This is a genomic window from Oerskovia sp. Root918, from assembly GCF_001428945.1.
In the GTDB taxonomy this organism is placed as follows: Bacteria; Actinomycetota; Actinomycetes; order Actinomycetales; family Cellulomonadaceae; genus Oerskovia; species Oerskovia enterophila.
On record NZ_LMJG01000015.1, the window covers coordinates 1 to 17,446 of the forward strand.

At 72.5% G+C, this 17,446-nt stretch carries 17 protein-coding genes; 8 read left to right on the forward strand and 9 right to left on the reverse strand.

The window, feature by feature from the left end; all coding sequences use genetic code 11:
• Positions 1 to 206: 206 nt before the first annotated feature.
• Positions 207 to 971, reverse strand: coding sequence for a hypothetical protein (locus ASE27_RS15245; RefSeq protein WP_056652347.1), 765 nt, complete (start codon positions 969 to 971; stop codon positions 207 to 209).
• Between the two features lie 636 nt (positions 972 to 1,607).
• Between ASE27_RS15245 and ASE27_RS15250 the strand changes: the two genes are divergently transcribed.
• The 4 genes from ASE27_RS15250 (at position 1,608) to ASE27_RS15265 (ending at position 5,729) form a co-directional block, all read left to right on the forward strand.
• Complete coding sequence (locus ASE27_RS15250) at positions 1,608 to 2,570, forward strand: carbohydrate ABC transporter permease (protein ID WP_056652351.1); 963 nt, start codon at positions 1,608 to 1,610, stop codon at positions 2,568 to 2,570.
• Positions 2,567 to 3,562 carry a carbohydrate ABC transporter permease gene (locus tag ASE27_RS15255; RefSeq protein WP_082608990.1) on the forward strand — a complete coding sequence of 332 codons (996 nt, stop codon included), beginning with the start codon at positions 2,567 to 2,569 and terminating at the stop codon, positions 3,560 to 3,562. The genes ASE27_RS15250 and ASE27_RS15255 overlap by 4 nt, the downstream gene beginning before the upstream one ends.
• Before the next feature lie 65 nt (positions 3,563 to 3,627).
• Complete coding sequence (locus tag ASE27_RS15260) at positions 3,628 to 4,995, forward strand: ABC transporter substrate-binding protein (protein WP_235535455.1); 1,368 nt, start codon at positions 3,628 to 3,630, stop codon at positions 4,993 to 4,995.
• The gene (locus tag ASE27_RS15265; RefSeq protein ID WP_056652354.1) at positions 4,992 to 5,729 is read left to right on the forward strand and encodes a glycerophosphodiester phosphodiesterase family protein; all 738 of its coding nucleotides are present in this window, start codon (positions 4,992 to 4,994) and stop codon (positions 5,727 to 5,729) included. Before ASE27_RS15260 ends, ASE27_RS15265 begins: the two co-directional genes overlap by 4 nt.
• A gap of 125 nt (positions 5,730 to 5,854) precedes the next feature.
• Here ASE27_RS15265 and ASE27_RS15270 read toward each other — a convergent pair whose 3' ends face one another.
• From ASE27_RS15270 to ASE27_RS15285, 4 genes are all read right to left on the reverse strand, one after another.
• Positions 5,855 to 6,994 (reverse strand): VanZ family protein, encoded by a 1,140-nt coding sequence (locus ASE27_RS15270; RefSeq protein ID WP_082608992.1) that lies wholly within the window; start codon positions 6,992 to 6,994, stop codon positions 5,855 to 5,857.
• A gap of 78 nt (positions 6,995 to 7,072) precedes the next feature.
• On the reverse strand, positions 7,073 to 8,791 hold the full coding sequence (locus tag ASE27_RS15275) for a mechanosensitive ion channel family protein (protein WP_056652359.1): 1,719 nt from the start codon (positions 8,789 to 8,791) through the stop codon (positions 7,073 to 7,075).
• Positions 8,792 to 8,871: 80 nt separating this feature from the next.
• Complete coding sequence (locus ASE27_RS15280) at positions 8,872 to 9,468, reverse strand: antibiotic biosynthesis monooxygenase (RefSeq protein WP_056652362.1); 597 nt, start codon at positions 9,466 to 9,468, stop codon at positions 8,872 to 8,874.
• A 135-nt stretch (positions 9,469 to 9,603) separates the two neighbouring features.
• Entirely contained in the window at positions 9,604 to 9,963 is a 360-nt protein-coding gene (locus ASE27_RS15285; protein ID WP_056652365.1) for an iron chaperone, read from the reverse strand.
• A 196-nt stretch (positions 9,964 to 10,159) separates the two neighbouring features.
• Between ASE27_RS15285 and ASE27_RS15290 the strand changes: the two genes are divergently transcribed.
• The 4 genes from ASE27_RS15290 (at position 10,160) to ASE27_RS20950 (ending at position 13,840) form a co-directional block, all read left to right on the forward strand.
• Positions 10,160 to 10,609 carry a hypothetical protein gene (locus tag ASE27_RS15290; RefSeq protein ID WP_056652368.1) on the forward strand — a complete coding sequence of 150 codons (450 nt, stop codon included), beginning with the start codon at positions 10,160 to 10,162 and terminating at the stop codon, positions 10,607 to 10,609.
• 203 nt (positions 10,610 to 10,812) lie between these two features.
• Positions 10,813 to 12,084, forward strand: coding sequence for a threonine/serine exporter ThrE family protein (locus tag ASE27_RS15295; protein ID WP_056652371.1), 1,272 nt, complete (start codon positions 10,813 to 10,815; stop codon positions 12,082 to 12,084).
• A 290-nt stretch (positions 12,085 to 12,374) separates the two neighbouring features.
• A complete protein-coding gene (locus ASE27_RS21085; protein WP_255354352.1) occupies positions 12,375 to 12,503 on the forward strand; it encodes a hypothetical protein in 129 nt (42 codons plus the stop codon).
• Positions 12,503 to 13,840, forward strand: coding sequence for a M15 family metallopeptidase (locus ASE27_RS20950; protein WP_056652374.1), 1,338 nt, complete (start codon positions 12,503 to 12,505; stop codon positions 13,838 to 13,840). Before ASE27_RS21085 ends, ASE27_RS20950 begins: the two co-directional genes overlap by 1 nt.
• Before the next feature lie 201 nt (positions 13,841 to 14,041).
• On the opposite strand, the gene ASE27_RS15305 is transcribed toward ASE27_RS20950, so the two are convergent.
• From ASE27_RS15305 to crtI, 4 genes are read right to left on the reverse strand one after another with little or no spacing between them, the layout of a single operon-like run.
• The gene (locus ASE27_RS15305) at positions 14,042 to 14,947 is read right to left on the reverse strand and encodes a prenyltransferase (RefSeq protein ID WP_056652377.1); all 906 of its coding nucleotides are present in this window, start codon (positions 14,945 to 14,947) and stop codon (positions 14,042 to 14,044) included.
• A gap of 11 nt (positions 14,948 to 14,958) precedes the next feature.
• Entirely contained in the window at positions 14,959 to 15,273 is a 315-nt protein-coding gene (locus ASE27_RS15310; RefSeq protein ID WP_056652380.1) for a lycopene cyclase domain-containing protein, read from the reverse strand.
• Positions 15,270 to 15,716 (reverse strand): lycopene cyclase domain-containing protein, encoded by a 447-nt coding sequence (locus ASE27_RS15315; protein WP_082608993.1) that lies wholly within the window; start codon positions 15,714 to 15,716, stop codon positions 15,270 to 15,272. The genes ASE27_RS15310 and ASE27_RS15315 overlap by 4 nt, the downstream gene beginning before the upstream one ends.
• Complete coding sequence (crtI, locus tag ASE27_RS15320; RefSeq protein WP_056653414.1) at positions 15,713 to 17,434, reverse strand: phytoene desaturase family protein; 1,722 nt, start codon at positions 17,432 to 17,434, stop codon at positions 15,713 to 15,715. Before crtI ends, ASE27_RS15315 begins: the two co-directional genes overlap by 4 nt.
• Positions 17,435 to 17,446: the final 12 nt, after the last annotated feature.

Genomic DNA, 17,446 nt, shown 5'->3' on the forward strand with positions numbered 1-17,446 from the left:
GTCCGCCGCATAGATACCAGCAGGACCAGCGCCGACGATAGCGACGCGCAAAGGACGGGAGCTGCTCACAGGAAAGAACGCCTTCCGATCGAGGAGGGAGAGGGGCGGACCGCGCCGGGGTCGGCAGCCGCACTGTTCGACGGTACGTCCTCAACCAGGGTTGAGGTCAAGGTGCACGGTGGAGGCGGCGGGGAGGACCTGGGCCCTCAGGACTCGTAGCCCTCGACGAAGCCCCGGATCTCTCGGCGCAGGGCGTCCTCGCTCAGCGGCTCGCGCGTCGAGGTCCCGATCGAGAACCCGTAGCCCTCGATCGGCCCGTTCTCCCAGTGGAAGTCGTAGCTCCCGGGCTCGTGGGGTCGGTCCTTGACCGTGAACACCTGCCCGTCGACCACCGTGTGCCAGGTCTGTGGTGCCATGTGGGGGATCTGGAGCACCCGGCTCTGCAGCCGCTCGATCCGCGGTCTCAGGAGCGCGTCCATCGCCGCCGGGTCCTCCCAGGTGCCGACGCTCACGAGCAGCCGGTGCGGGCCGAGGTCCCGGTGCCACGCACCGCCCACGGGAACGAGCTCGACGTCGTAGACCACCGGGACGTCCGGGTCGCCGATCGGGTCCGGGACGTAGCCAGGGGGAAGATCGGCCTCCGAGAGGAAGAAGCTCGGTCGCACCATGTCCTCCTCCCACGCCCGTGCCTCGTCCACGACGGCGTCGACCACCATGGCCAGCCGCCCCGAGGCCGGACGGACGACACGGCCCGTGGGCGCTTCGGCCAGCTTCTCCCACCACCCGTGCCACTCGTCCGCGAGCGCCGCGGCCTCGTCGCGCGGCAAGGCCTCGACCGTGACGCGGGGAACGAGGTCCGGGACGTCGTCCGCGACAGGGAGCGCGAGACGGTCACGGACGAACAGCGCGACCGTGAAGCCGATACCGCGCGTCACGCTGATGTTCCGCAGGTCCTGTGTTTCGTGGGTCATCGCTCACCTCGTCGTCGGGCCGGGTTGTCTGCCCGTCCCGGTCCTGCTGCTCCCGCTGTTCCTGCCGGTCTTGCTGGTCCTGCTGTTCTTGCCAGCCCTGCGGGTCCTGCCAGTCCCGCTGTTCCTGCCGGCCCTGCCGGCCCTGCCGGCCCTGCGGCCCTGCGGGTCCTGCCAGTCCCGTCGGACCGCCCATGCTAGGTGGCCACAGCGCGCTCGGCGCGCTCTCCCACCGAGGCGCGGTGGCGTGCGGCATGTCGACGCCGTGCCGGTGGGGAGCAGGTCGGCTGCGGGAACAGGTACAGCTGCGGAGCAGGCTCGGCTGAGCGGGATCCACGTTCGCTGAGCGGGACCGGTTCCTGCTCAGCGAACACTCTCCGACAAGAGTTCCCCGTCCGGCCGCGACTCCCCGTCCGGACGCGCGGGGAGCGTCCTCGCGCAGCGCACGAGCCACGAGCCACGAGACCCGTCCTCGAACGGCTCGCAGATGGCCGCACGGCATCCTCGATGACCTCGCGTCGAGGCGTCGATGAACGCCTCGGGAACGTTCGGGGAACGGAACCGCTGAGGCCACTTTTCGGTCACTTCCCCCTCCTAGGGTGACGGGCGTTCACCCGCTCGTGACTGGAGCCCCACCCCATGACCTCCGTGTCAGCCCCTGCGCGCCTCGCGCCACCGGACCGCCGTCCGTCGGTCCCCGGACGGCGCCGACCTTCCCGCCCGACCCCGCGGGCCGTCCGCACCTGGCTCGCGTTCCTGCTGCTCGCGGGGCCCAACGTGGCCCTGCTGCTCGTGTTCGTCTACCGCCCGCTCCTGCAGAGCTTCTACTACTCGACCCTGCAGTGGAACATGGGCTCCCCGACGGCTCGCTCGGTCGGCCTCGGCAACTACGTCGAGTGGTTCCAGGACCCGACCACGGCCGACGTCATGGTCACGACGGGCGTGTTCACGGTCGCGACCGTGGGCGGCTCGCTCGTCCTGGGCCTGGGCCTCGCCCTCCTGCTGAACCGGCGCCTCAAGGGTCGCGGGTTCGCCCGGACCGTGGCGTTCGCTCCCTACGTCCTGTCGGGCGTCGCGGTCGGCATGCTGTGGCTGTTCATCTTCGACCCGCGCTACGGCCTGCTGTCGGCCGGGCTGCGAGCGATCGGCCTCGAGTCCCCCGACTGGTACACGACCTCGCCGTGGGCGCTGGTCATGATCATCGTCGTCTACCTGTGGAAGAACGTCGGGTACGTCGCTCTCATCTACCTGGCCGGTCTCCAGGCCGTCCCGCTCGAGCTCAAGCAGGCCGCGGCCCTCGACGGCGCGTCCTCTGCCAGGACGTTCCGCTCGATCGTGCTGCCCCTCCTGGCTCCCACGACCTTCTTCCTCACGGTCACGACGCTGCTCAGCTCGCTGCAGTCGTTCGACATCATCCAGGCCATGACGAAGGGCGGGCCGCTCGGCTCGACCACGACCCTCATGTACCAGATCTACGAGGAGGGCTTCGTGACCGGCCGGGCCGGCTACGCGTCGGCCGTCGCGACGATCCTCTTCCTCCTGCTGCTGGTCGTCACGGTCGTCCAGCTGCGCTTCGTCGAGAAGAAGGTGCACTACGCATGAGCGTCCAGAACCCCGTGCGAGAGTCCCCGGCCCCCGCGCCCGCCCAGCACCCGCCCGCAGCCTCGGGCGCGTCCAGCGCGCAGCCCCCCGGGTCCCCCGTCGACGCACCACCGGCCCCCGTCGGTGCCGGCCACCGCCCGGGCGGCGGCCGACCGCCGCAGCGCACGCGCCGTCGTCGGCCCCTGCACCTGGGCGCGTACGCGACCCTTCTGGTCGCGACCGTCGTCATGGCCCTGCCGCTCGTGTGGATGGTGCTCGCGAGCTTCAAGCGCCCCGACGAGCTGTACTCGATCCCGCTCCAGTGGCTCCCGCAGAACCTCGACCTCGCCAACTACGTCCAGACGACGCAGAGCATCCCCGTCGGGCAGCTCTTCCTCAACAGCGTGGGCCTGACGGTCGTGGGCTCGACCCTCAAGCTGCTGCTGGGCCTGTGCTGCGCGTACGCGCTCGTGTTCCTGGACTTCCCGTTCAAGCGCGCGGTGTTCGTCCTGGTCCTGTTCACGCTGCTCATCCCGCAGCAGATCACGATCATCCCCAACTACACGCTCGTCGCCCAGCTCGGGTGGCTCAACACCTACCAGGGCATCCTCGTGCCGGGCCTGGCGAGCGCGTTCGGGACCTTCCTGTTCCGTCAGCACTTCCTGTCGCTGCCCGTCTCGATCCTCGAGGCCGCCGAGCTGGACGGCGCGGGCCACTGGCGCAAGCTGTGGCGCTTCGTCGTGCCGCTGTCCTACCCCACGATCGCGGCCGTCGCGCTCGTGTCCGTGGTCGCGGAGTGGAACGACTACCTGTGGCCGTTCCTCGTGACCGACGACGCCGAGAAGATGACCCTCCCCGTGGGCCTCACGCTCCTGCAGAGCGTCGACGGCATGAACAACTGGGGCGTCCTCATGGCCGCGACCGTGCTCGTGACGCTCCCCGTCCTGGTCGTCTTCCTCTTCCTCCAGCGCCGGCTCGTCGCCGGGCTCACCGCCGGAGCCGTGACCGGCTGATGCGCCGGTCCCCTGTCCCCCCGGCACCTGCCGGGTCGCTGTTCCCCACCCCAAGGAGCATCACCGTGAACCAGCCCCTGCCCGCCCTGTGGACCCCGTCGCGTCGCGACGTGCTGCGCCTCGGCGGCCTCGGAGCCCTCGCCCTCTCCCTCGCCGCGTGCGCGGGACCGACCGTCGGTAGCGGCTCGTCCGCACCGTCCGCCTCGGCGGGCACCGACTGGTCCAAGATCAAGCCCGCCTCGCAGATCACGTGGTGGAGCAACCACCCCGGCGCCTCCAAGGCGATCGAGGAGGAGCTCATCCGCCGCTTCAACGCCAAGCACCCCGACATCGCGGTCAAGCTCGTGACCGCGGGCGCCGGGTACGACGAGGTCGCGCAGCGCTTCCAGGCCGCGTCGTCGTCGAACAACCTGCCCGACCTCGTCATCGCGAGCGACGTCTGGTGGTTCCGCTACTACCTCAACGGCCAGGTCATGCCGCTCGACGACGTGTTCGCGCACCTTGACGTCGACGTCGCCGACTACAACCCGACGCTGTACGGCGACTACGAGTACGAGTCGTCGCACTGGGCCGTGCCCTACGCGCGCTCGACCCCGCTCTTCTACTACAACAAGGCCATGTGGGCCCAGGCCGGCCTGCCCGACCGCGGCCCCGAGACGTGGGCCGAGCTCGCCGAGTGGGCCCCCGCCCTGCGCGGCCAGGTCCCGGCCGACGGCGCCCCGCTGGGCCTCGCGACCGGCACGTCGTGGGCCGCGTGGTGGTTCGAGAACATGCTGTGGGGCCAGGGCGGCCAGTACAGCGACAAGTTCACCGTCGCGCTCGACACCCCGCAGGCACTGGCCGCAGGCGACTTCCTGCACGACCTGTTCCACGGCTCGAAGGTCGCGGGCGTCGGGACCGACGCCGGGGCCGACTTCGCCGCGGGCATCTTCGCGTCGACCATCGGGTCCACGGGCAGCCTCACGGGCCTGCTCGAGGCCGCGCCGTTCGAGCTCGGCACGGCCTACCTGCCCGACGGCCCGAACGGCTCCGGGACGCCCACGGGCGGCACGGGCCTGGCCATCCCGGCCTCCCGCTCACCCGAGCAGCAGCTGGCCGCGGCGATGTTCCTGGCCTTCCTCACCGACCCCGAGAACACCGCATACTTCTCCCAGAACACCGGGTACATGCCGGTGCGCACGTCCGCGGTCGAGGGAGAGACCATGAGCAGCATCTACGCGGCCACGCCGCAGTTCCGCACGGCGGTCGACCAGCTCGCCGAGAAGTCGCGCTCGCAGGACTGGGTCCGGGTGTTCGTGCCCTCGGGCGACCAGATCCTCACGGACGGGATCGAGCAGATCGTGCTCAAGGGCACGCCCGCGGCCGAGGCGTTCGCGTCGATCACGCCGCGCCTCGAGAAGGCGTACCAGGAGAACGTGGAGCCCTACCTGTGACGGGCGCGTTCCAGGTCGTCGCGCACCGGGGGAACTCGTCGGTCGCCCCGCAGAACACGCTCGCGGCGTTCGAGGCCGCGTGGCGTGCGGGAGCCGACAGCATCGAGCTCGACGTGCAGCTCACCGCGGACGGCGAGGTCGTCGTGATCCACGACGACACGCTCGACGCCACGACCGACGGGAGCGGGCGCGTCGACGGGCTCCCTCTCGCGGACGTCCGGGCGGTCGACGCGGGGTCGTGGTTCGCCCCGGCGTACGCGGGGCAGCGGGTCCCGACCTTCGCGGAGGTCGTGGACCTCCTCGTGACGCACCCGGGCATCGACCTCCTCCTGGAGGTCAAGGGCGACTGGGGGCCCGACGACGTCCGCAAGGTCACCGAGCCCCTCCTGCGCGCCGGGCTCGCCGACCGCGTGATCGGGCAGAGCTTCTGGCCCTCGACCGTCGCCTCTCTGCAGAAGGTCGCCCCGGACCTGCGCCGGGGACTGCTGGTCGAGCGGTCCTCCGACGACCTGCTCGCGACGTGCGCCGAGCTGGGCGTCATGACCTGCAACCCCGCAGGCACGGTGCTGCTCGCGCAGCCCGGGCTCGTCGCCGCGCTGCACGACGCCGGGCTCGAGGTCATGGTCTGGACCCTGAACGAGCCCGAGCAGTGGGCGCTGGCCCTCGAGATCGGCGTCGACGCGGTCATCACCGACCGCCCCGACCGGCTGCGCGGGTGGCTCGCGGGGCGCTGACGAGCTCCCGCTCCGACGCGCTGCGCCGGGGCCCCGCCGAGAAGTGAGCAGATGCCCCTGGATCAGCTGATCTGGGGGCATCTGCTCACTTCTCGGCGGACTCGTTCTGGCTCGGGGTCAAACCGTCAGCTCCGAGCGTCGACCATCCGAGCCCCCGACACGACTCCCGAGAGCCCTCGCCGGTCGCGGGTGAACAGGACCGAGACGACCGCCACGAAGGCGACGAGACCTCCCAGGGGCGCTGCGACGTCGGGCACGAGGCCCCCACCCGGGACCTCCGCCAGGATCAGGCACGCTCCCCACAGCCCGCCCGACGTGAAGCCGCGCACCGCACGGCGGAGCGTCGTCCCGCGGCCCAGCCCGTCGGGCCCGACGGACCCCGCCGCGGCGTCGGCCGTCCAGCGCGGCTCGAGCCACAGGGCGCGCTGCCCCCACGACGCCCCGCTACCGAGGAACGGCGGCACGAACAGGACCAGCACCACGGGCACCACGGTGCCGAGCGCGACGTCGACGCCGTCCGAGCCGAGCGGGATGTCCTGGCCCGTGGCGACCAGGACCACCCGGTAGGACAGCACCAGCACCGTCCCGACGACCGAGACCAGCAACGCGTCGAGCACCATGCCCAACCACCGCCGCCACACCGTGACCGGGCGCGGGACACCGCGCTGCGCCGCGAGGTCCGTCGCGCGCGGCATCCACCGCAGGACCACCGGTGCGATCAGCGCACCGATCAACCCGCCGAGCGTGTTGGTCAGCAGGTCGTCGACGTCGGCCAGGCGGTACGAGCACGGGATGAGGCCATAGATCCCCGTGCCCTGCGTCGTCTCGATGAACAGCGAGGCCGCGAACGCCGACAGCACCGTGAGCGGCAGCCGCCACCCGAAGAACCGGCGCACCAGCACACCCCACGGGATGAACAGCACCACGTTGAACACCGTCTGCAGCACGGCCGGGCTGCGCAACCGCGCTGCCGTGCTCATGCCAGCGGTGTCCCGGCGGATGTCCTCGACGAACTGGAACGGGTTCAGCTGAGGACCCGAGAACCCGTGCTGCGCGCACCACTGCGCCAGGTCGCCCGAGGGCAGCGGCAGGAGCGTGTACGCGACGAGCGCGACACCGTAGACAGCGACCGCGGCCGACCCCAGCAGGCGCAGCCCGCTGAGCCGCCCGTACCGTCGGTACTGCCACACCACGACGGGCAGCAGGATCGTCAGGAAGACGACGAGGCCGCCGATCACGCCCACGTACGCGGGCCAGGTCCACATGCTCACGTCGAGACCCTAGCCAGGCGCGCACGGCGCGGCGCGGTGGACCGGGGTCGTGTGCATCACGCCCGTGGCCGCTCAGGCGTCGCCGTCGTGCCCGCCGTCGCCGTGCGACTCGCCACGGCCCAGGTCGCGACCGTGGTCGCGGGTCCGGTCGCGGTCAGCGTCGCGATCAGGGGCACCGCGGTCGCGATCGACCGCCGCATCGCCCGCATCGCCCGCGCCTCCCTCGTCCCCCTCTCGCCCGCGCCCCTCGTGCGCGTGGTCCTCCTGCGCGCGCTCCTCGTGCTCGTCCCGCTCGTCCTCGACCCTGTTCCGCTCGGCCGTCTCCTCACGCTCGTCGATCACGTCCTGGCCGGGGCCGGCGAACGCCTTGGAGCGCTCGACCCCCTCGGCCGTCCCGCTGAAGAACGCCGACTCGGACGCGCCCCCGGGCTGGTCCTCGGGGCCCACGTCCGCCGTCCCGTCCGGCACCGCCGCGAGCGCCGCCTCGACGGGCGACATGACGCGCGTCTCGACGACGTCCTGCGGCGCGCTGACCCGCCCGACGACCCGGGCCTGGTCGCGCACCGAGACGCGTCGGGTCGCGGGCCGGGTCGAGAGCGGGGGCTGCCCGGGGATGCCAGGACCCACGGGGATCGCGGGAGGAAGACTCCCCTCGTGCTTCGGCTTCTCGCGGGCCGGGATCGTGGGCTCCGCCGCGACAGCCGCGCCGCCGGGCGCGACGTCCGGGTCCTCGCTGATCCGCCCCTCCTCGACCCCCTCGAAGCGCGTGCGGGGCAGCGAGTCGGCGCTCGACCGCTGGAGCCACTCGACGAGCCCCTCGCGCACGAAGCACCGCAGGTCGAACAGGGTCGGGGCGTCGCGCGCGCTCACGAGCGCGCGCACCCGGACGACGCCGTTGATCGCGTCGGTCACCTGAAGGATGCCCACGCGCTGGTCCCACAGGTCGGTGTGCGCGAGGAGCCGCTTGAGCTCGGCGCGCATGGCGCCGAACGGCACCCGGAAGTCGAGGTCGAGCTCGACCGTGCCGAGCAGGTCCGCGGCCCGGCGCGTCCAGTTCTGGAACGGCGTCGTCGTGAAGTAGGTGCACGGCATGATGAGGCGCCGGTCGTCCCACAGGTGCACCACGACGTACGTCATGGTGATCTCCTCGATCCGGCCCCACTCGCCCTCGAGGACCACGACGTCGTCGACCCGGATCCCGTCAGTGAACGCGATCTGCATGCCCGCGAACACGTTCGCGAGCGACGTCTGCGCCGCGAGGCCCGCGACGATCGAGATGACGCCCGCCGACGCCAGGATGCTCGCCCCGGCGGCCCGCGCCGCGGGGAAGGTCAGGAGGACCGCGGCGATCGCGCAGATGACGATGATCGCGACCGTGAGCCGCCGGACCACGATGATCTGGGTGCGGATGCGGCGCGCGTGCCGGTTGTCGACCACGTCGACCCGGAACCGCTTGAGCGCGCTGTCCTCGAGCACGAACGCGAGCGCGCCCACCCACCAGGCTCCCGCCGCGATGAGCAGGACCAGCAGCAGGTGCTCGACCGCCGCCCGCCACTCGACGGTCGGGGGCGTCGTGACCCGCACCGCGATCCACACGGCCACGACCATCAGGACGGCCCGGTCCGGTCGGCGCAGCCTGCGCGAGATGTCACGGGCGAGCTCGCTGCGCCGCCCGATCCGGTTCACGATCGCCGAGATGATGGTGCCCAGCACGAACGCGGCCACGAGCGCTCCCGCGACGGCGGCCAGGGTCAGAGCGACGTCGGTCGCGTTCTCGATCTCCTCGTCCATCCGTCCACGCTAGGCGCGCGGGCTGCGAGGCGCCTGGACAGGCGCTGTGCGCGTACGTGTCCAGGGCGCGCGGACGCGCCTCAGCGCGCCAGCCACGGCGCCAGACGCCGGGTCACCCACGGCAGCACCGCGTACGTCATGATCGGGGTCAGCACGAGCGTCGTGACGAGCACCCTGGGGAGCACGGGCAGCTCGCCGAACTGCGGGACCACCCAGGACATGAGGAGCGTGAAGGCGAGGTTCACGGGGAAGAACCCGAGCCAGATGCTCACCGACTGCTTCCACCGTGCCGGTGCGCGCTCGGTGCTGATCTGCGGCTCCTCGACGCGGGCCGGCGCGTCGAACCACCCCTCGATACCCGTGCGGCGTTCGACGCGCTGCTCCTCGACGAGGCCCTGCCCCTCCTGGAGCCAGGCGACGCGCTCGGGCGAGGAGTCCCAGGCGTCGAGCGTCGACTCGTCGGCGAAGCGGTAGAGCATGTGCCAGTCGTGCGAGTCCTTCGCGGCGCGCACCCAGCCGGACCCGAGGAAGCCCGGGTACGTGTTGGCCATGTTGACGCCGGCCTGGACCCAGCGCGTCGCGTCCGGGACCAGGTCGGGGTGGATGCGGCGGTGGATGGAGACGGTGACGGGTCGGTCCGGGGATCGCCCGGCCGTGCCCGCGGAAGGAGCGGTCATGAGGGCGAGTACACGACGCCCGAGCTTTCCGAGGTGTGAGCTCGGGTCGTCCTGGGACGGCAGGTCCCGACAGGTGGACGCTCGCACCGGACGGGCGCCCCGCAGGAGCGGCGCTCCCCGATCCCCGCTCCTCGGCTACGCCGAGGCGCCGTGCTGGTCGAGCAGGTGCCGCGAGACCGTCTCGATCACGCCGTACGGCACGGGCTCCTTGAGCATGAACTTGAGCGTCCCCTTGGACGCCCGGTACGGGGCGACGAGACGCTCGAAGTCCTCGTCGCCGTCGGGCACCGGGTACAGGCTCACGTGGTGCTTCCAGCCTGCGAAGTACACGATGACGCGCCCCTTCGCCGTCACGGCGGGGATCTGGTAGCTGATCTTCTCGCCCGCGTCGGGCACGACCCGGTGGATCGTGCGACGCATCTCCTGCAGGATCTCCTGGGTCTCGGGCGGGAACGAGCCGATGTAGTCGTCGACGGTCGCGAACGTCGCGGTCATGCCTGCCTCCCCAGGGTGCGCCCCGCCCGGACGCGGGGGCTCACCTCCTACTGTCCCGCGCGAGCGCGCGACCGGCCTGCGGGAGGTCACCACCGACGGGCTGGGGAACGCCCTCGGCGGGTCGTCCGATCCGCTCGGCGAGCACGTGCGACACCGTCAGCGCGCCGGTGCCCGCCGCCGCGACCATACTGGCCAGATGATCTCCTGGGACCTGGCGCTGGCCCTCCGCGAGGCGGGGGTCCGCTGGCACCCTGCCTCGGGGGACCGCTTCCGGCTCCTCGGCGCCGGGCCCGAGGGCGACGTCTTCACCGTGAGCGACATGACGATCGAGCCCCACGAGTTCGACACCGGGGTCGTCCTCGGGTTCAACGGCACCACCGAGTGGGCGCTCGACTCCGTGGCCCTCGAGGACGCCCTGTGGCACCCCCTCGAGTCCCAGCTCCGCGCGCTGCTCGGCGGGACCTTCCGCTGGCTCCAACGCTTCGTCGAGGACGACGACCACCCGGCCTACCTCGTCGAGATCGAGCTCGCGGGGCGCAAGGTCGCCTTCCGCGGGCACGACCCGGCCGACGCCTACGGCGAGGCACTCCTGCACCTCGTGATGGCGTCGTCGGGCCCTGAGAGCGGGCGCGAGGTGGCGACCTGACCGCCGGGACGTCGCGACCCGCGGAGACGGCCGACGACGCGTCGTCGGCCGAAGCCCCGCCGCCCGCAGAAGAGACGGCCACGGCCGCCCCCGCGCCTGCCGCTACCCCTCCCGCCGAGCCGGACCACGCGACGCCCGTGCCACCCCACCGGAGACCGCCCCGGTTCGCCGGCCTGCGTCGGGCCCCCGCGACGTTTCGCCGGGTGCTCCAGGCCCTCGGCAACCAGAGCCCGCCCGAGGAGCAGCCGGACGTCCCCGAGATCTCTCCCGACCTCATCCCGCTGCTGCGCGAGCTCGGACGGGCCATGCTGGACTCGGGCCAGTCGGTCAACGACGCCCAGGACGTCCTGGAGCAGGTCGCCGACCTGCACGGCGCACGCACGGTGCAGACCCTGGTGCTGCCGACGTGCGTCTTCATCCGCGCGCAGACCGCGACGGGCGTCGTCACCGACTTCACCGACGCCGCCGGGAGCGGCCTGAACCTCGACCAGATCGGCGCTCTCTACGGCGTGATCCGCGGGCTGCGGACCCAGACGATGGAGCTCGCCGACGCTCGCGCCGAGCTGCGCGCGATCCGGCGACGGCCTCCCCGTTTCGGCGCCGTGCTCACGATCGTCGGGCACGCGATCCTGACGCTCGGGTTCGGGCTGATCCTCAACCCGACCCTCGACCTGCTGCCCGTCTTCCTGGTGCTGGGGCTCGGCGTCGGGGTCCTGCGGTGGCTCGCCGCGCGCTGGCCCACGCTCAGCACGGCTCTGCCCGTCGTCGCGGCGTTCCTCGTGACGGTCGTCGCGATCCAGGTGGTTCATCCGTGGCTCGGCGACAGCCCCCTGCAGGTCCTCGTGCCGCCGCTCATCAGCTTCCTGCCCGGCTCGGTGCTCACGGTCGCCGCGATCGAGCTGACCAGCAACCAGATCGTCTCGGGAGCGAGCAGGCTCCTGTACGGGATCGCCCAGCTCCTCCTGCTGGTCTTCGGCGTCGTCGCCGGAGCAGCGGTCGCGGGCGACCTGATCGCCGGGCACAGCGGCGACCGCCTGGGCTGGTGGGCCCCGTGGGTGGGGATCGTCATGGTGGGCCTGGGACAGATGCTCTTCTCCTCGACCCCGCGTCGGAGCCTGCCCTGGGTGCTCGTGGTGCTGTTCGCCGCCTATGCAGCCCAGCTCGGTGGGTCCTTCGTCGCCCCGGAGATCTCCGGGTTCTTCGGCGCGCTCGTGATCGTGCCGCTCGCGACGCTCGTCGAGCGGACCAGCACGGGCCCGCCCGCGATCATCACGACCCTCCCCGCGTTCTGGCTCCTCGTCCCCGGTGCGCTGAGCTTCCTGGGGCTGTCCGAGCTCGTGGCGGGCAACACCGGGTCGGTGTCGGACATCGCCAACGCGGTCGTCGCCGTCTTCGCGATCGCGCTGGGCATGCTCGTGGGAACTGCCCTGACTCGCGACGCGAGACGCGTCGGTCGTACCTTCTTCACCGAATAGGCCCAGACCAGGCACGCCATCACCCGCGGATCCTTGCTCATCGACGCCAGGCCGCTCACAAACGTAGTTGAAGATGGAACGAGTTGGCAGGCACCGAGGACCGTCCTCGCATCCCGTCTGCCGACGCACTGCGGCTCCCACGTCATCCGGACGCGCCGCGACCCAGGCCGCTGAGGCCCCAGCACGATCCCCGTCCCCGCGACGGCACGGTACGGCGTCGAGCCCACGCTCGACAGCCGCAGTGCACACGCGGTCCGGCCTCGGCCCGACGAACGGAACACCGGAACATCGTGACAACTGCATCGCTCAGCTCTGCCGCGCCCGTCGGGCGCCTCTCGACCCGTAGCACCGACCACCGCACCACGAACCTCCTCGGCGTCGCCGACCTCCCGGTCGTCGGCGTGGGAGGTGACCGCTGATGGGTCGGCACTCCCAGCGGCACTTCGCCGCCTCCCTGCCCGGTCGCTCGCTCAGGCGGCGCTCGCCCTTCGCCGTGGCCGCTGCCCTCGCGGCGGTCGCCATCAGCACGACCGCAGGCGCTGCCAGCCTGGTCACCTCGCCGGGCACCGCCCCCGAGGCTGCCTCGACCGCAAGCGTCTCCGCCCCGGCCGTCGCGAGCGTCGCGGGCGCGAGCGCAACGACCCCGGAGGAGCAGACCGCGCTCGACGCCGCGAGCACCGAGCTCGTCCGTGCCGAGTTCCTCGCCGGCGAGGGCGCATCGCGCCTCACGCCCGACCAGCTCACGCAGATCACCGCGACCCGCGACCAGCTCCGCCAGCTCGTGAGCGCCGCGACCACCACCGACGCCGCCCAGACGTCGGGGGCACCGACAGACAGCACCACGGACGCGGCCACGAGCACCACGCTCGACGCGGCCGGTGCTGACGACACCCTCGACGGTCGCGACACGTTCCGCGCGAGCCGTGCGGGATCCGAGGGCCGCGAGGCGCTCACGACCGACGGCCCTGCGGACGCAGCCACCGACGAGACCCAGTCAGAGGCCGCTCTCGCAGACGCGGCAGCTGCCGGCGAGACGGCAGCCGCGCCGGTCGGCGACGAGACCGCGGCACCGGCTGAGACGCCCGCCGAAGCACCTGCCCCCGAAGCACCTGCCGCGGAGACGCCGACGACCGCGGAGGTCGTTCCCTCGGTCGCCGAGATCGACGCTGCCACGACTGCTCTGCGCGGGCTGCTCGACGCGACCGCGGTCGCCGTGGCGGTCGAGCCGGCTCCCCCGACGGCCGAGGAGATCGCGGCCCAGCAGGCCGCCGAGCGCGCGGCCCTCGAGCAGCAGCAGGCTGCCGAGCGCGCGGCCATGGCGCAGCAGCTCGCCGCCTGGGCCGCCAGCACCGCCGGGTACGCCAACGGCACCATCCCGGCGAGCCTCCTGTGCGCCCCGAGCTTCGCTCCCGGTGAGCTCGTGCGCTGCGACGCCGCGTACCAGCTCGAGCAGCTCAACGCGGCCTACGTGGCGGCGTTCGGCACGAACATCACCGTGACGTCGTCGTACCGCTCGTATGCCTCGCAGGTCGCCGTGAAGGCCCAGAAGGGCTTCCTGGCGGCGGCCCCCGGGACGTCGAACCACGGCATGGCTCAGGCGCTCGACCTGGGTGGCGGCATCAGCAGCTTCGGCAGCGCGCAGTACAACTGGATGCGTGCGAACGCCCCGGCCTACGGCTGGGAGAACCCCGAGTGGGCTCGCCAGGGCGGCTCCAAGCCCGAGCCCTGGCACTGGGAGTACGGCGTCACGTACTGACCCGTGCGTCGTGCCGGGAACGGCCTGCGCCGACCCACGCACAGCAGCTCATGACACCGCCGAGGGCGGGGCACCGGAACCCGGTGCCCCGCCCTCGGCGGTGCTGTCTCCCCTGGTCGGGCGGCACACGCCAGCGCATGCCGCCCCGCGCACGCCGGCATCGTGGCCCGGCGTACGCCGGCATCCGAGCCACCCCCCGGCTCACGTCCAGGTGATCCCGATGAGCAGCATGGTCACGAGGAACCCGGTCACGAGATTGAGCCACAGGAAGCGTCGCCAGCCCGCGTTGGCCCGCTCGCAGTCCTCGTCACGCACCGACCAGAACGACGCGACGTTCACGAGGTACGGCAGCGGGAGCAGGGCGGCGAGCCACCCGGGCCACGGGAGGAACGCCAGCAGCAGCGCGGCCACCAGGTAGGCGGCCGAGGCGACCACCACGGTCCGGTGCGCCCCGATCACGGTCGCGACCGATCCGATCCCGCCGGCCCGGTCCGCCTGCACGTCCTGCACCGCGCCGAACGCGTGCGACGCGGCTCCCCACAGCACGAACGCCGCCAGCACGGGCCACACGGACCGCGCGCCCAGGTCCGCACCGACCAGCACGAGCGCGTAGAGCAGCGGCCCCACGAAGTGCATGGCGGAGGTGAACGAGTCGAGGAAGGGCCGCTCCTTGAAGCGCAGCACAGGTGCGGAGTAGGCCACGACGAGGAAGACCACGACGGCGAGCGTCAGGTTCGCGCCCGCGTCGCCCTGGAGCAGCATCCACGCGAGGAACGGGACGTTCGTCACGACGCACGCCCACAGGATCCGTCGGTGCGTGCGTCGCGCGGTCGTGGGGTCGGCAAGCGCCCCCTCGATGCCGCCCTTGCGCGGGTTCCGCAGGTCCGACGCGTAGTCGAACACGTCGTTGACGCCGTACATGAGCAGGTTGTACGGGACCAGGAAGTACAGCGTCCCGACGACGAGCGCGGCGTCGATCCGTCCTCCCGTGGCCACGAGGTACCCCGCGGCGAAGGGGTACGCCGTGTTGATCCAGGAGAACGGCCGCGAGGCCGCCGCGATCTCGCGCAGGGCGACCAGCGCTCCCGGCGACGCCCCGGGCTCCATGGCGACCCGCGTCACGACTGGCTTCCCGCGTGCCGCCGACGGCGACCGTCCCCCACCCAGGTCCACACCGCGGGCAGGAGGAGCACCGCGGCGATCGGGTAGGCGAAGTCCTCGAGCGGCGCACCGGCCAGGTAGACGCCCAGGATCTTGTCCGGCGCGTACACGTAGAGCCCCACCGCGATCATGATCGTGTCGAACACGAGTGTCAGGACCACCATCACCGCGGCCGTCCACAGGAGCGGACCGGCCCGGTGCCGTCGCAGCGCCTGCCAGGTCACCGCGACGACGAGCAGGACCACCACGAGGTTGAGGACGATGTTGGTCATGCGCCGGCCCCTGTCGTCGGTCCGTCCGCGGCCTTGCCTGCCTGGGGCGTCCCTGCCGGCTCTGCCGGCCCGGCCGTGCCAGCCGTGCCGGCCGTCCCGGCCGCCGCACGAGCTGCCTCTCGACGGCCCCTCCCCCGCAGCCGCAGGTCCAGGAACCGCCAGACCAGCAGCGTGTTGTAGCAGAGCAGCGTCAGGAAGACCGCCTCCTCGACGGGTAGCTCGGGCGCGAGCTGGAGCCCCGTCATGTGGGGCGAGTCGCCGCGCGCGAAGATCCCCAGGGCGAGGCCGGCGACGTCCCACGCGAGGAAGAACAGCACGCCGACCAGGAGCGTGATCGCAGTCCTGGCGGGGTCGGCCCAGAACGCGAGGCGGAACCGGCGGTCGAGCACCGCGAGACCGCCGAGCGAGACCGCGAGCGCACCGAGGTAGACGAACCCGGTCACGAGACACCGCCCCGCAGCCGGTCGGGACGCCGGCTCGCCGCGAGGAAGCCCCGTCGCAGAGGCGTCGGCAGCGGCCGGGACGAGGTCTCGCCGAGGAGCCGCTTGGCGACGAGCTCGGCGCTGATGAGGCACATGGGCAGCCCGACGCCGGGCGCCGTCCCGGCACCCGCGAAGTACAGGTTGGAGACCGCGCGCGAGCGGCCGGGCGGCCGGAACATCGCGCTCTGCGCGAGCGTGTGCTCCATGCCCAGGGCGGTACCGCGCCAGGAGGAGAACTCGGTCGCGAAGTGCGCGGGCCCCAGCACCCTGCGCGTCACGACCCGGCCGCGCAGGTCGTCGATCCCGGCCCAGGCGCCGACCTGGTCGAGGTACCCGTCGGCGAGGTCCTCGAGCGCCGCCTGCGACGCCGCGTCCCCGCCGAGGGCCGGGTCGGCGGGGAACGGCACCAGGACGAAGAGGTTCTCGTGGCCGGGTGGCGCCGCGGGGTGGTCGAGGCTCGCGTCGTCGGTCGCCGAGGTCCGCGAGACGTAGAGCGAGGCCGGGGTGGGCACGCGCAACGTGTCCACGTCGCTCGAGGCCCCCTTCCCCAGGACGTCCTCGAAGTTGCCGTGCCAGTCCTCGGTGAAGAACAGCGAGTGGTGCGCGAGCTCGGGCAGCTCGCCGCGCACGCCCGCGAGCACGAGCAGCGCCGAGATGCCCGGCCCGCGGTCCTCCCAGGACGCGGCGGGCAGGTCGGCGTAGGCGCTCGGCAGCAGCGCGGTCTGCGTGTGGTGCAGGTCCGCGCCCGACACCACGACGTCCGCCGGGACGACCTCGCCGTCCCGCAGCCGCACCCCGGTCGCGACGCCTCGCGCGCGCCGCCGGGAGCGGACGGTCCTCGCCCGGGGCGAGGCTCCGCCGTCGGGCCCGGGGACGGCCGGAGCGACCTCGATCCCGACGACGTCGCTCCCCGTGCGGATCGTCACGCCCTCCGAGCGGGCCAGCTTCTCCATGGCCTCGACGATCGTGTACATGCCGCCACGCGGGAACCGGACGCCCTCGACGAGGTCGAGATGGCTCATGAGCGAGTACAGCGCGGGTACGCGGTACGGCGACGAGCCGAGGAAGACCGCGTGGTAGCCCAGGAGCTGGCGCAGGCGCGGGTCCTCCACGCGTCGCTCGACTCGGTCGGCGAGCGAGCGTCCCAGGAGGGCCGCGAGGCGCGGGAGGCGCCGAAGCGCCGAGCCGTCGATCGCGCGGTCGGGCCGCTCGAAGGTCGTGTAGAGGAAGTGGTCGAGCGCCAGCCGATAGGCCTCGCTCGACTCCGCGGCGTACGCGCGCACGCGTTCTCCGTCGCCCGGCGAGAGCGCGTCGAAGCGTGCCCAGTTGGCGTCCGCGTCGCGCGTGACGTCGAGGACGGTCCGGGCGCGGGTGGCGTCAGCCTGCTCGGAGGACGGGGACCCTTCGAAGAAGACCCGGTACGACGGGTCGAGCGGGACCAGGTCCAGGTGGTCCTCGACGCGCTCGCCCAGGAGCGCGAACCAGTGCTCGAACACCTCGGGCATGAAGTACCAGGAGGGACCCGTGTCGAACCGGAACCCGTCGAGCTCGAGCGTCCCGGCGCGCCCGCCCACGTGGTCGTGCCGCTCGAGCAGCGTCACGCGGGCGCCGCCGCGCGCGAGGAGCGTGGCCGTGGCCAGGCCGCCGATCCCCCCGCCCACGACCACGACGTGCGGCATCTCGGGCGGTGC

Coding starts and splice junctions, on each gene's coding strand:
- ASE27_RS20950 (WP_056652374.1), top strand. CDS start 12,503: ATGGGTCGGCACTCCCAGCGGCACTTCGCCGCCTCCCTGCCCGGTCGC.
- ASE27_RS15245 (WP_056652347.1), bottom strand. CDS start 971: ATGACCCACGAAACACAGGACCTGCGGAACATCAGCGTGACGCGCGGT.
- ASE27_RS15275 (WP_056652359.1), bottom strand. CDS start 8,791: ATGGACGAGGAGATCGAGAACGCGACCGACGTCGCTCTGACCCTGGCC.
- ASE27_RS15290 (WP_056652368.1), top strand. CDS start 10,160: ATGATCTCCTGGGACCTGGCGCTGGCCCTCCGCGAGGCGGGGGTCCGC.
- ASE27_RS15280 (WP_056652362.1), bottom strand. CDS start 9,468: ATGACCGCTCCTTCCGCGGGCACGGCCGGGCGATCCCCGGACCGACCC.
- ASE27_RS15270 (WP_082608992.1), bottom strand. CDS start 6,994: ATGTGGACCTGGCCCGCGTACGTGGGCGTGATCGGCGGCCTCGTCGTC.
- ASE27_RS15250 (WP_056652351.1), top strand. CDS start 1,608: ATGACCTCCGTGTCAGCCCCTGCGCGCCTCGCGCCACCGGACCGCCGT.
- ASE27_RS15285 (WP_056652365.1), bottom strand. CDS start 9,963: ATGACCGCGACGTTCGCGACCGTCGACGACTACATCGGCTCGTTCCCG.
- ASE27_RS15310 (WP_056652380.1), bottom strand. CDS start 15,273: ATGACCAACATCGTCCTCAACCTCGTGGTGGTCCTGCTCGTCGTCGCG.
- crtI (WP_056653414.1), bottom strand. CDS start 17,434: ATGCCGCACGTCGTGGTCGTGGGCGGGGGGATCGGCGGCCTGGCCACG.
- ASE27_RS15255 (WP_082608990.1), top strand. CDS start 2,567: ATGAGCGTCCAGAACCCCGTGCGAGAGTCCCCGGCCCCCGCGCCCGCC.
- ASE27_RS15305 (WP_056652377.1), bottom strand. CDS start 14,947: ATGGAGCCCGGGGCGTCGCCGGGAGCGCTGGTCGCCCTGCGCGAGATC.